This window comes from Psychrobacter sp. UBA3483, assembly GCF_002377905.1.
Lineage (GTDB): Bacteria > Pseudomonadota > Gammaproteobacteria > Pseudomonadales > Moraxellaceae > Psychrobacter.
The window spans coordinates 22,668-35,600 of sequence record NZ_DFQS01000033.1; the positions used below are offsets into that span (position 1 = coordinate 22,668).

Consider the following 12,933-nt stretch of genomic DNA (forward strand, 5'->3'; position numbering starts at 1 on the left):
ATAATAAATATCAGCAAGCAAATAATTATTTTTGAGAAAATAAACTTTTATATTAAATAGAATTTATCATATAAAAAAAAGAGCCTCTAAAAGTAAGCTCTTTTCTCTGATTCATTCAACATTATTAGATTACGTATCCTAGAATGGTAATGAATACATAAATATTAAACGTATCAAATAAATTCAAATAAAGCCTTTAAAATCAAAGAGAAGAAGTTAAAATAAAATTATTAATCAACAACAAATAATATAATAGTTGATTAAGAGATAAAATACCACCTTTTAAGGATCTTAATCAACATTTTTAGTTAAAATACATCTATCCAATCGCCTGATTAATTTGCTCTTCCAAACTTCGCCCCATGTTATCTTGTGCTTTTGCCATTAGAAATATTCGCGTACCATTGCTATCTTTAGCCCATTGTTTACCAATATCATTTTTGATACGAGCATCATCAGCAGTATCTATATGACCACCTTTGTATTCAAGTACAAAAATAGAGCCGTCGATAAGCTCGGCAACGAAATCAGGATAAAAATAGTCTTTTTGAGTTGGCAACCAAAATGATGAATGTGGCTGTTTAGGAATATTCCTTACCCAATGCTTAACTTTCTCATGAAAGTCTAACAGCTGAGCGCACTTAAACTCTTCCGTAATCTTTCCTGAATTAGTTTTCTCTTTCAAATCGTCTATTTGCCCATAAAAGTGTTTCTCAAACTTAAAACTACCCCTGTATGGCTTTCTTACAGGGTATATACCTGCTTTGAACTCAAAAGAGTTATATGTAGTAATAGTTTCGCTTACCTTAAGATGCTCAAATAAGTCTGATTGAAAAGCCTTTTTTCTTGCTAAGCTGAAAAGTCTATTAATCTCATCATTTACAGCTTGTGCCAACTGAAACTGCGCACGATGTAAACTGGTCAAGCTATATTTCTTCTCATGAATAAGGTATGACAGTAGCTTCACAAGATATGCTCTAAGCTGTATTTGAGTTAATCCCGATCTTCTAGTTCTTCTATCTAACCAATTAATCAAGTCATCCTCTGTAATTGGTGTTGGCATATCTTCAAAATGAAGCTGCTTTGTATGCAAACGCTTGTAACTAAGGGACTTCTGTTCTGTATTTATATCAATTTCAAAACTAGTAGCAGTCTCTCTAATACTGAATTGCTCTAAGCTCAGTGGAAAATCAAGTAAATCCCACTCAACACTATCTTCAATGGTTTCCTTATCAGCAAGTTGCCAATCTCCTTCTAGCAACAAACCTAATTGCGCAATGGGTGCAAATGTAGCGTTCCAATTCTCAGGAGCTAATACTGATTGTCTTTGTGCTCTAGCCTCTTCAAAAGAAGATTGTATGCTTTCTTGCTGTTTAGGAGATGCTTGGTTTAGCGCTATATCTTGTAAGCGATCAAAAACTTCATCACTCGTACCCTTCATAATCACTAATGACGAACCTTGGCTAGTTTCATATTTCTTAACCGATGACTGCAGCTCTAACCCTAAGTCTTCTGTTTTTAAATCGAACGGTAAAGGTATTGAGACTTCAGGCTCTTTAGGCTTAGTTGCACTTCCTCCTGCTTCACCTAAACCTAGTTCGGATTGAGCTTTCGGAATCAGAGCTGCATCTGCCTCCCACTTATTAAAGCCCATATTCTCTACCATACGATCTTTTAGGTGAGTGGTAGCTTCAGTTGTATCGTTTGATATAACGTGTGCATAAGCTTTATTCAGCTCTGATTGTGCACGTTCTTTAGCGTAAGGCATTCTTAATACTCGCCCTAGTAGCTGCTCTACATCAGTAGCCGATTTGACATTTTGTAAACTCGCTAAAATATAAGCGAACGAACAATCCCACCCTTCCTTCAATGCCTCTACAGTGATAACAACTCTTATAGGACAGGACTCACTAAATAGATTTATATCTTCAAGCTCTTTGGTCTGACCCGTTGAGATAGCTATCCAGTCCTCTGTGATATTACATTCAGACAATAAGTAGTCTTTAACAGAATCAACGTTTGCCACCCCATTTTTATCTTGAGCTTGAATCAATAAAATTGGTCGAATGTATTCATGCTCTTTTTGAGCCAGTATTTCTAAGTTCTCACGATGAATGAGTGAGTCGCGAATACAGGACTGCCAATCTTCATTAGAATGCTCAGTTAAAACAATGGGTAATTTAATCATGTTTTCCGCTTTAAGTTCAGCGGCAGATACAGAATACAGCACATTGTTATCTTTAGGAGTAGCAGTAAACTCTACTAAACATTTAGGATTAAGACGTTTTAGCGTAGGAAAGAAGCTTTGACCACCTCGGTTTTTATGTGCTTCATCAACAATGATGATTGGTCTATATATATTGAAAAAATTAACTAAGGAATGTTTAACTCGACCTATATCTTTTGTAGTCAAGAACGGTTGATGCTGCAAGGTATCTTCCGTGACTTTATCTAGTTTAGATACTTGATCAGCTGATAAACTTCTAAAAAACTCACTTAAATTTTCGTCGAATGCGTAAGCATTACGCTGATAAGTCTTCTCCTTATCAATATTGAAAGCCTGTATGGTAGTCACTACGACTACACACGAACTTTCAATATCATGCTTATTCAGGGTCTGTAGTGCTTCAATATCACATACTTTTAATCGGTCACCATATTGACCTTGCAAGGCTTTTCGGTAAGGATGATGAGGATTAGATAAGGCTGATAGAGTTTGAGTCCTAATCATATCTGTAGGTACAAGCCATAACACAATAGGCGTATCAGTATTAGCGTATTGTTCAGCAGCAATAGGAATGCTGTGAGCCGCCATCAGCGTCTTACCACCACCTGTAGGAACACGTAAGCATACACTTGGCACACCTTCAAGACGGTCGTTATAACTAACAGCCTCTAAGCTATTTTCAGCAATACATTCCTCAAAAGCAGATTTAGCTCCGAATGAAGAAGCTAGTACAAAAAACCTGTTTAAAGCCTCTAGCGATCTCTTTTGATAATTTTTTAATTTTAAGCTCATTTTTTAATCCTTATTCGCTTGAGTACCGTAAAGAGCATACGGAATTTGCTTAAACTCGATATTTAATGCTTCTAAGCTTGAATCACCAATACGTGTAGCTTCCCCAATAATGATACGTTTCCCTTCGTATGCGTAGTGCTCATCAAGATATTTAAGAACTTTATGAGTTAGTAAATTACCTCCACGCGGACGTTTATCGCCTAGTACATCGTTATATAGTAGATAATAGGCGACTTCGTTATATACCCCTAAGAATGGTGTATTATGCTTGTTAGACTGTAAAGGAGTCTTTGTCTCTAACCACCATACATAACTTGCGAGGTCATTAAACTTAACATCCGAATGCAAAAAACCTTGTTCGTCGAATACAGGTGATCCTAGAGTATAAAAGTCAAATCCACCACCACCATTCCAACCTACATCACTCGAAATACCTGTGTTATCACCATTAATTACTGACTCTAATCTAGGTAGTACGTGGGTTGTGGCATGCTCACCAATCTCTATGCCTATATATTTACGTTTCATTTTATGGGCAGATGCAGCTGTACTACCAGAACCTAAAAATGAGTCAAGAATATAATCTCCTTCGTTAGAAAATATTTCAAGAATAGTTCTAATATACTCTTCAGGCTTCTTTCCGCCCCTAAATGCTACTCCTCCTTCATTTCTACAATTTCCAAAACGATCAGCAAAATCGTAAAAGTTAGGTATCGGAACGTGTTTATGAGTTTGGTCTAATTTCTCTAATGGTATACCTTGATAATACTTACCCTTGGTTGCTCCAGCTCTCTTAGGCCCAGTAAAATACCTATACTCATACATATCATCGCCAATATTGGGTACTCTATATAAAGCGCCTAAGCCATCCTCTTCAACCCTGCCTGTTAAGTAATCTCGAAAGAAGCGACCTGAAGAATTACCATCTAAAATAGTTCCACTTGCCCAAATTTCTTTTAATCCCTCATTAAATCCTTTATCGTGCTTTATTATTTTATAATCACCTTTTTTGAATACTTCTACCTGTTTACCACCCATCATTATAGTTTCTGAAGCAGCAGAGATAGTTTTTATTGAATAGCAAAACTTATCATTATTAGAGCTTAATTGAGGCCTATTAGGCTTTGAAAGATGTGACTTCCTATAAATTAGGAGGTACTCGATTTGCTTATGGTAAGCCATATCTTCTTTTAAAGTTTTTTCAGCATACCTAACTTGTGTATAAATTGTATTTTGGTAGTTTTGTCGCCCGAATATTTCATCAAGCATTACCTTAAGATAAGATCCTTCTTTGTCATCAATGTGGACACACATAAATCCATCTTGAGATAATAGTTGATGTAATAAAACAAGTCGTGGGTATAGTAAAGATAACCATTGGGAATGCTCTAACTTATCATCGTAATGTTCGAAAGCATTCTGGGTGTTGTAAGGTGGATCAATAAATACACACTTAATTTGACCACCATATAGAGGGAGTAAAGCTTTTAACGCTTGAAGATTATCCCCTTGTATAATTAGGTTTTCCTTTGCTTTATCGACATCACCATAAGACTGCTCAAACTTAAGCAAATGGTATGGCACTTGATCAGCAGTTTCCTCTGCTTGATTGCGGTTTACCCAGTCTAATAACGGCATGATTATTCCAATTTGGTTGAATATTTAGTTTTTTATAAGTAAAAGTTCGAACTAAGGTAGTTCTTTAAGTCTATTTGATGTCTTAATCAAGTGCTTAGAGTCTCATATTTGCCCATACAGGCTCTTTAAAGCATAATTAGTACAAACTACCCATCTCTACTCTATGAGCCTAATACAGGGCTATATAGAAGCGTATTAACTATCTTCTATTTACTTGAGGCAAAGGTTTATCTAACTGCTGATTAAGCAAAGTCATATCCACTTTCGGCATCATATAAGCATTATGCTGCCATCTAACAAACTGTTCTAGTAACTTCTCATTCTGACTTTCAAGTCGCTTTACTTTAGCTTCTAGCATGGCAATTTGTTTTTTAGCAAAATCCAAAGTAATATCCGATGTTTCACTATTTTTAGCTTCTTTTAAGCTTTCTTTTCGCTCTCTAAAAGCCTCAACTAATACTTTGTATGCCATTAGGGTATGGCGACTAATTGTATCCTCACCCAATACCTTAGCAAGCTGCTTAGCATACCTATCCCATGTTAACTTACCACTCCAACTATCTAGCTCGTGCAACGCAACTTTCAGAGTTTTCTCTGTAATAATATTTTTAGGCATTTTCAATCCCTAATAGTGATTTAAGTGTAGTTTCTTCAATGTAATCTTCGCTGTTGGCTGTAACCTGTAAATCATTCTGTTCTAGCGCACGTTTGATTGGACTAGGGTCATGGTCTGGTGGAATCCACAAAATAGCTCCTTCAGCCGTATCCTCTGACTCAAGCAATACGCGCTGCGTGCGAATATGTGCCAACTTCCAACTAAGGTGAGTCACCCATCTATTAGCACCAAAATGACCGCTAATTTCATCACGCTCTGCTTTTTTAAACTGAGACTCCACTTGGTCTTCTAGCCTAATAATGCTTTCTAAAGTGCTGGGCATCCCCTTGATACACACATGCTCTTTACATGTCATGCACTCACCACCTTTAGTACAGGGTGACATAGCATAATCATGAGTACACATGCCATATTCTGTAACATCAGCGATACCAATACGGTTTAAACCTAAGTCTGTATAGCTTACTGGTAAATTAAGTTTTATAGCTTGAAGCGCCGTCGGACGTTCATTAAACTCTATGACACTTCTAACTTGTTGCTCTCGCTCTTCGCTAGTTCGAAGATCATAATGACGGTTGTCGTTTATCCTTGCTCGTCCTGCCCATCGCGCTAACTGCCATGCATCCATACCTCCACGCTCAGCGTTAGTGGATAGCCAAACACGAATTTGATGTGAAGTTAGACGAATCTCAGATCCATCTTCGTCTTTATAACCCATTCTTTGAAAAAGTGTTTTAGGCGGATTCCCAAGTTTGTCTCGGATAGCTAGTTGAGCATTTAATTCGTTAACCGTAGGCAGACGCCATGAGAAAGCTCTGACAGCAAACTGATTATGGAACTCGCGATCACGTATAAGGACTAGAGACTCCCATATTGGACGTTCAATTGACTGTAAATTTGGCCAACTTGAGTTTCTGTATTCTTCTAATGTGTATTTAGCTAGCGCTGTATATGTAGGGCTTCCACTAGACCTTAAACTTTCTATCCATTTAGTCTTTCTTTGACCGATATAGTCCCAAGCTTCATCAGAGTGTAGATCTATATTCTTATACAACAACCCTTCTGTAGTAGCTCTTGAGAAGTTCATTGCACATGCAAATTCGTATGCATTTAACTTTCTATTCTCAGAAAAATCATTTGAAGTACAGCAGTCTTCGTGACGCAAGAAGGTATTATGATTTTCGTAGGCAAATCTAGCAGCATCTCGTGCAGGCTGCCCAATCTCAATTAGCCTTCTATGAGCCTCTAAAACAGTTTCTTCAAGGTCTTTAGGAACCCACTTGATTGTATGACCGAAGCCCTTTTTAGCATACCATCTGACACCTAACGCTCCATTTTCGCCTCGGTGAATACAATCAACCGTTAATTCCGAAAGTTCGCCACCTCTTCCAGGTGCAAACATTAGCAGTGCTACAATACTAGACCAATACTTGTCTTCTTGATTATCAGCTTTTGCAAAACTATCTGCCAAAGCTAACATTTGATGCATACTTGGACAACGTGTATCCTGCCATTCTATAGATTCTTTGTCAGTTCTTTCGGCTTTTGCGCCTACTTTAGGCCAAGGATTTACCCATGCCTGTAGTGTAGGTACAAACCTCTTATCCCGAATGAAATCAAGCAGAATTTGAATTTGGTAACCTACTTTATTTCTGCGGTCATCATTAGTTATCCGAAGCGTAGTTAGTTCATTCACCTTACTAAGGACTAAACCGTCAACTTTTAATATATCGGCATCATCATGAACCTCAAACAAAGCATCATGAATTAGGCGTAAAGCGACCATCTTATTAGTAACACTTGAAACAGCTTTGATGCTTTGGTTGTAACGAATATAAGATTTTGCGAAAGATAGGAAAGGTTCTTCTAAAGGATCAAAGTTAGCAGGATTCGAAACTTCACGATATTTTGAAAAGGTCATTGCTATTGAACGCCCTTTTTGTTCGTGTTTCCAGTTATTACTCTGCCAACCGCCCTGATCATCATAGAGCGTCAATTTATCACGACAATCGACAATAAAACTCTCTAAGTTCCTTTTAGCTGTTAGCTCGTCTTTAGGTTGAAAATGAATAACATTAGACATTTACTATTCTCTCCTCTGACTTGATAGCTTCACACATAAGAACGACTTGTTGTACAGCAAGTAGTAACCTGTCTGTTGATTGAATAACGTTTTGTGAAATACCTAGCTCCTCTTGTTTTTTTCTTTCTGCTAAGACTTCCGTGAGAACATTAGTATGAGGAGCTTCTAACCAAGGTTGAAAATTTATGCAGGTATAGCATGCTCTATACCCAGATGCACAAAAGGAATGCGTTCCACAATTACCCACGTTTTCAGAAGCTCTATTCTTAACCCTGCTATTAGGGTCGTTTGCCCTAATAGCATCTCTTTCAGAAGAAATTAGTTTTCCCGCAAATGCCTGCGCTAGCGGCGCTAATATTGGAGCCATCACTTCATCAATCTGTTGGGCAGTTTCTTCGGTGTTTTCTACATAAATACCAATATTTTGAGTATCCGAGTGATCTAATGCCGCCGCTAAAGCAACACCTGTTATTCCTCTACGTGTAAGATTAGTACCTTTTGTATATCTGAACCTATAAGCCGTAAAATTAATAAAATCCCCAGTTCTCTCAGAATAAGCGGTATTTTTAATAGATACTCCTTTAAGCAAGGAGATGGCATTGCTTCTTGTCATATGTAGATAGTCAGGCAAATCATTTAACTTTTTAACTAAATCTTTTTCATCTACTATCTCAATTAGCCTAGATTCTTCTAAAAAAATGGGAATCTCACACTGTATTTTTGGATGCAGAGTAATCCCTAAATTTTTTTCAATTAGCTTTATTGATTCATTACGTTTGTTATTCAAAATAAGGTATAAATCTTCGTTGATTGTGAAAGGTGTAAACTGTTCTCTAAAACCAAATCCACGTTGCTTAGCCCTAGGGCAGTTAATAATATAATCGTGCCCATGACTATCCTCACGGTAAATAATGTCTTTTGACCTCAAAGAGCGAATTTGAACAGTTCGACGACCAGTGAATGCTAGTACCATGAAGAAAGAATACTCTGTGAGGTTCAGTAATTTTGTATTGAATGCATTTGACGCCCAATCAATTAAGGATCCTAACTCATTATGAGTTAACGGCCCAGAATGTGGACATGCTCCTTTAACCGCCTTACCTTTTGCAAAGCCTTTAAGTTTTAATTCATCTAAGTAATTCATTACTACTTTATTAATACCTGCAAAGCGCCACTCATACCAAGATAGTAGGAACCCTTTTAAAGCGCCTAACTTGTGCTCATCAACTGAATCAAGTGAAGCTCTATAATTAGACAAAGCCTCTACTGTTATCCTGTCATCAGTATTGGCTTTCATAAAGAGATTAAAGTTATTAAACATATTGAAGGTATGCATTGCTGAAAGCTCTTCTGCATATCGACACAAAGCTTCCTTAAAGCTATGTTTTAACTCTCTATTCATAGGTGTGAGACGTTTGAAATATATAACAGTGGAGCCATCTAAACGCCACTCATCATTATCAAAATCAAAAGTATATCCGCCTTTACTAATATGTCGTATAGGAACTTTTAATTCTGTTGTTTCAAAATCATCATGGGCTTCTGAATCACCATTATTTTTTAATAAGCCATTCATGCTATGCATCCTTGTGTATAAATTCAGACCAATGCTCTATATCTTCACGCATAACTCGATCTGCTTCTTCCCTTATATGTCTTAAATTATATCCCTCAGCAGTACTCTCAGAACTCCATCCATTAAGATCCTTTCTAATTTGCATCTCTTTTTTTTCGTTTATTGAATCTATGCTTGAGTTTCCTTTTGCTGCTGCATTTATCGCATCTATACGCTTTGAAAGGTTATAATTAAAATTATGTCGAAACCCGTGTCTTGTTATTTCTTCAAGTAAATCTGGGCTAACTGCTATTGCAGGCTTAAGAATACGATTAACAAACGTACTATTAGATATTGGTTTACCATAATAGTTACCACGTTTATGAGTGACAAAGATATAAGGGTGTCCTTTAGCTTTATCTGTAGCAGCACGATTTTCCATAATGTAGCTTTTTAATCGTTCAACGAGAGTTGCACTAACAGGGATTCTACGTTCTCTCGTTTTAGCTACTGGCTGCATTTTTCTAGGGTCTTCAACGGCATCATGACGTCTCACAACTGAAATAGCATTATCATAGAAATCTATGTCATCAATTTGCAACGCTAAGATTTCACCTGCTCTCATACCTGTATTATTCATGACTTCAAATATAATTGCATTGCGTAACTTGACGTCTATACCTTTAAAAGGGTTATCAGGTGAATCTTCTTTCACTATCTCTAATATTCTAGAAAAGGCTTCAGGTGGTGCAGACTTTGAATTAGGGTCAGCAGCAAGACCTTTTCCTTTGTTACCCTTGGGCTTATTAGATAATAGGGAATTATTCATGTTAGTAATTGAAGTTGACACACTCTCATTTACTAGTTTGTTTTTTAGTAAGACTCGGACTATAAAGTCTAAGTAGGAAGCTATATGTGACATTCTATTTGAAGCATGGTTACTAGAAACACTTTGAATAGGCATAAAGTTCGCAGCTGATGCTGACGGAAACCTTACTACGTTGCTCTTTGATCTTTTTAACCAACTCCTTAAGCTTCTACTATCTAGCATACAATGATCACGAATAGAGTAGACATCTTCATTACTTAAGAATTTAGAATCTATAAACTCTTCTATAAGGTTTCTATTGTTTATCTCTTCCCATAGTTTAAGGTGTATCAAATGCCCAAGAGTATTGATAATTGCGGATTGTGTTTGAGAAGGTCTTAGCTTCTCTGTCACATATAATGTAACCCAATAGTCAGGAGTACCATCTGAATCCATTAGCATTGGATATCTTTCCCCATTACTAAATATTAAGTTCTTAATCTGAGCCATGTGACAAACCTTTTAATCAACAATTAATCATGTATGTTATTCATGGATCTATTATAAACTATTTTTATTCTTTAGATATAGAAAAAGGGTCTATTTACATAGACCCTATCTAATTTAATCAACAGTTTGGATTTATGTATTCGTTAAAAAGGAATATCATCATCTACCGGACCGTCAGGCATTGCCGTCGGTTTTGTTTGGGCAGGTTTATTAAATTGGTTCTGCTGTGCAGGCGCATTTTGATTATTAAAGCTGTTTTGGTTGCTACCCTGAGCGCCGCCTTGGTTATAACCGCCTTGTTGGTTATTTCCCTGTTGGCCATAGTTATTTTGGCCACCTTGGTTTTGGTTCTGACCAGCAAAACCGCCGCCCTGATTGCCATAGCCGCCTTGGTTCTGATATTGATTCGAGCCTTGAGCGCCACCAAAGCCGCCGCCATCATTACTACCGCCAGTCGCACCATCAAGCATTTGCATTTGCTCAGCACGAATCTCGGTAATATAACGGTCTTGGCCGTTAGGATCTTGGTATTTACGCGTACGCAAGCTACCTTCGATATAAACCTTACTGCCTTTACGCAAATATTGTGCTGCGATTTCACCTAGACGGTTAAACAATGAAATGCGATGCCATTCCGTCGCTTCTCTTTTTTCACCGCTTTGCTTGTCAGTCCACTGCTCTGAGGTGGCAACCGAAATGTTGGTCACGCTACCGCCATTACTGAATTGGCGAGCCTCGGGGTCTGCTCCAAGGTTACCGATGATGATAACTTTATTAACTCCGCGCATAATATCGTCCTTTTACTTATAAATAATTTGTTTGCCAGCTTTAATCGAGTATTTAATATAGAGTATGAATACTAGCAGTAATATGACTTCACTTTAACCATTTTTCTGTTAAATATCTAGGGGGCTTTGCGCTAAATGCGACAGCTCTTGTCGTGCAGAATCTGTCAATTGCGTTTTATCCAATTTTAAATAAGCGACCTGCTCTTTTGCCATCACGACCAGCTCATCAACGCCGTCTACCGCCAGCATTTGCCGTGACCAGTCTTGGATATTAATATCTTTGGGAATGGTCACCGTGGTGCTTGATAAATACGGTGGATCAGCAATCGGAATAATCAGCAGCAATGCCGCGCCCATAATGACAGCCAATACGCCCCACGCCAGTAAATTCGGCTGGGTTAACAATAAACCGCCCATCGCCCCGCCAACAAAAGCACCAAAGAACTGACTCGATGAGTTTAGCCCCATCGCCGTGGCTTTATTAGCGACTGGCGCACGCTTCGATATCCATGAGGGAATGGTCGCTTCGAGTAAATTAAAGCCCATAAAGTACAGCAACAAGCCTAGAATAATACCAACCCCGACCTGACTACCAAGTGCTAATAATGCCAGAGCCGCGGTCATCAAGGCAATCGCTGCCAAAAATACTTGGCGCATTTTGCGTTTCTTTTCAGCAATAATAATAAAGGGTATCGCTACGGCAAAACCAATAAATAATAACGGCAAATAAACCAAACCCTGCTGACGTACCGATAAACCAAGTACCTCACTAAGCTGATGCGGCAAGATAACGAAGATAGCCGTCATGGTTAAATGCAGGGCAAAAATACCGATATGCAAACGGTTTAAATCGCCAATTTTTAGCACATCAGCCAATTGCTGACCAATCGACTTGTTATCGAGGTTGTGCTTAAGCACGCGTAGCGGCGTCGGTACGAACAATAATAATAACATCGCTAAAACAGCGAAACCAGCGGTGAGCCAAAACAGCCCTGAGATGCCTAGCGAGCCGACCAATAAAGGCCCGAAGGCAAAGGCCAGCATAATAGAGGTAGCAATGGTCAAACCCATGGTCGCCATCGCTTTGGTGCGCATCTCTTCACGCGTCACATCAGCAAGTAGTGCCATCAATACCGCCGATACCGCGCCACTGCCTGCCAGCGCTCGCCCAATAATAACCTCGTAAATATCAGTGGCATTGGCAGCGATGATGCCGCCAATAGCAAATAATATAAGCCCCAAAAAGATAATCGGCTTACGCGGAAATTTATCCGCGGCAAGGCTCATTGGTATTTGAAATAACGCTTGCCCGAGCCCATAAATACCGACCGCCAAACCAATCAGAAACGGCGTTGCGTGCGCATAATTATCACCATACACCGAAAACACGGGCACAATCATAAACAGGCCAATCATCCGTAAGGCGAAGATACCACCGACCCCAATAATTGCCCGTTTTTCTACGCTATTCATACTTGCCTCACTGGTTCATCATTGCTGGTTTATCACTGCGGCTTGCTGGTATTATCACGCCTTTATCAAGGCGTTAGCCTACAAATTAAGCCCACTAGTATAAGTCATTCGCCGTTTGCTTGCCGAAACTTTTATCTTACTGCTGCAGCCGCACGGTTGGCCTCTATTTGCGCTTTTTATGGAGGCGATAATTTTGTTACCAAGTGCATCTAATGGCTCATTACACCTTGAATAATGCCGCTGCCATGACAATAAAGTAAGACGTTGACAAGATACTTGCCTTGACCGTATGGCTGTTCTTAAACTGATTTTAATGATACAGATTTATAGCAAGTATATTGGTTTTTAAAGCAGCCAAGCTTTTAAGAAATACGATATTTAAAATAATAAAATCTAAAGTAGCATGACATAAACAACCAATATTTAAAGAAGCAGTGCTTACA

8 protein-coding genes are annotated in these 12,933 nt (G+C 38.4%); all 8 read right to left on the reverse strand.

Annotated elements, in window-relative coordinates; all coding sequences use genetic code 11:
- Positions 1-319: 319 nt before the first annotated feature.
- Positions 320-3,019 carry a DEAD/DEAH box helicase gene (locus tag B2866_RS05690; protein ID WP_296191472.1) on the reverse strand — a complete coding sequence of 900 codons (2,700 nt, stop codon included), beginning with the start codon at positions 3,017-3,019 and terminating at the stop codon, positions 320-322.
- Between the two features lie 3 nt (positions 3,020-3,022).
- Positions 3,023-4,657 carry a site-specific DNA-methyltransferase gene (locus tag B2866_RS05695; RefSeq protein ID WP_296191474.1) on the reverse strand — a complete coding sequence of 545 codons (1,635 nt, stop codon included), beginning with the start codon at positions 4,655-4,657 and terminating at the stop codon, positions 3,023-3,025.
- Positions 4,658-4,856: 199 nt separating this feature from the next.
- Positions 4,857-5,273, reverse strand: coding sequence for a hypothetical protein (locus tag B2866_RS05700; RefSeq protein ID WP_296191476.1), 417 nt, complete (start codon positions 5,271-5,273; stop codon positions 4,857-4,859).
- Complete coding sequence (locus B2866_RS05705; RefSeq protein ID WP_296191478.1) at positions 5,266-7,356, reverse strand: hypothetical protein; 2,091 nt, start codon at positions 7,354-7,356, stop codon at positions 5,266-5,268. Before B2866_RS05705 ends, B2866_RS05700 begins: the two co-directional genes overlap by 8 nt.
- Positions 7,349-8,932: a site-specific integrase gene (locus B2866_RS05710; protein WP_296173495.1), complete on the reverse strand. Its 1,584-nt coding sequence runs from the start codon at positions 8,930-8,932 to the stop codon at positions 7,349-7,351. Before B2866_RS05710 ends, B2866_RS05705 begins: the two co-directional genes overlap by 8 nt.
- 1 nt (position 8,933) lies before the next feature.
- Entirely contained in the window at positions 8,934-10,229 is a 1,296-nt protein-coding gene (locus B2866_RS05715; protein WP_296191480.1) for a tyrosine-type recombinase/integrase, read from the reverse strand.
- Positions 10,230-10,372: 143 nt separating this feature from the next.
- Positions 10,373-11,017 carry a single-stranded DNA-binding protein gene (gene ssb / locus B2866_RS05720; protein WP_102077613.1) on the reverse strand — a complete coding sequence of 215 codons (645 nt, stop codon included), beginning with the start codon at positions 11,015-11,017 and terminating at the stop codon, positions 10,373-10,375.
- Between the two features lie 108 nt (positions 11,018-11,125).
- Positions 11,126-12,490 (reverse strand): MFS transporter, encoded by a 1,365-nt coding sequence (locus tag B2866_RS05725; RefSeq protein WP_102077612.1) that lies wholly within the window; start codon positions 12,488-12,490, stop codon positions 11,126-11,128.
- Positions 12,491-12,933 lie beyond the last annotated feature (443 nt).

What these genes read in the sequence shown, in the direction of transcription:
- B2866_RS05690 (WP_296191472.1), bottom strand. Translation starts at nt 3,019, where the DNA reads ATGAGCTTAAAATTAAAAAATTATCAAAAGAGATCGCTAGAGGCTTTA.
- B2866_RS05695 (WP_296191474.1), bottom strand. Translation starts at nt 4,657, where the DNA reads ATGCCGTTATTAGACTGGGTAAACCGCAATCAAGCAGAGGAAACTGCT.
- B2866_RS05700 (WP_296191476.1), bottom strand. Translation starts at nt 5,273, where the DNA reads ATGCCTAAAAATATTATTACAGAGAAAACTCTGAAAGTTGCGTTGCAC.
- B2866_RS05705 (WP_296191478.1), bottom strand. Translation starts at nt 7,356, where the DNA reads ATGTCTAATGTTATTCATTTTCAACCTAAAGACGAGCTAACAGCTAAA.
- B2866_RS05710 (WP_296173495.1), bottom strand. Translation starts at nt 8,932, where the DNA reads ATGAATGGCTTATTAAAAAATAATGGTGATTCAGAAGCCCATGATGAT.
- B2866_RS05715 (WP_296191480.1), bottom strand. Translation starts at nt 10,229, where the DNA reads ATGGCTCAGATTAAGAACTTAATATTTAGTAATGGGGAAAGATATCCA.
- ssb (WP_102077613.1), bottom strand. Translation starts at nt 11,017, where the DNA reads ATGCGCGGAGTTAATAAAGTTATCATCATCGGTAACCTTGGAGCAGAC.
- B2866_RS05725 (WP_102077612.1), bottom strand. Translation starts at nt 12,490, where the DNA reads ATGAATAGCGTAGAAAAACGGGCAATTATTGGGGTCGGTGGTATCTTC.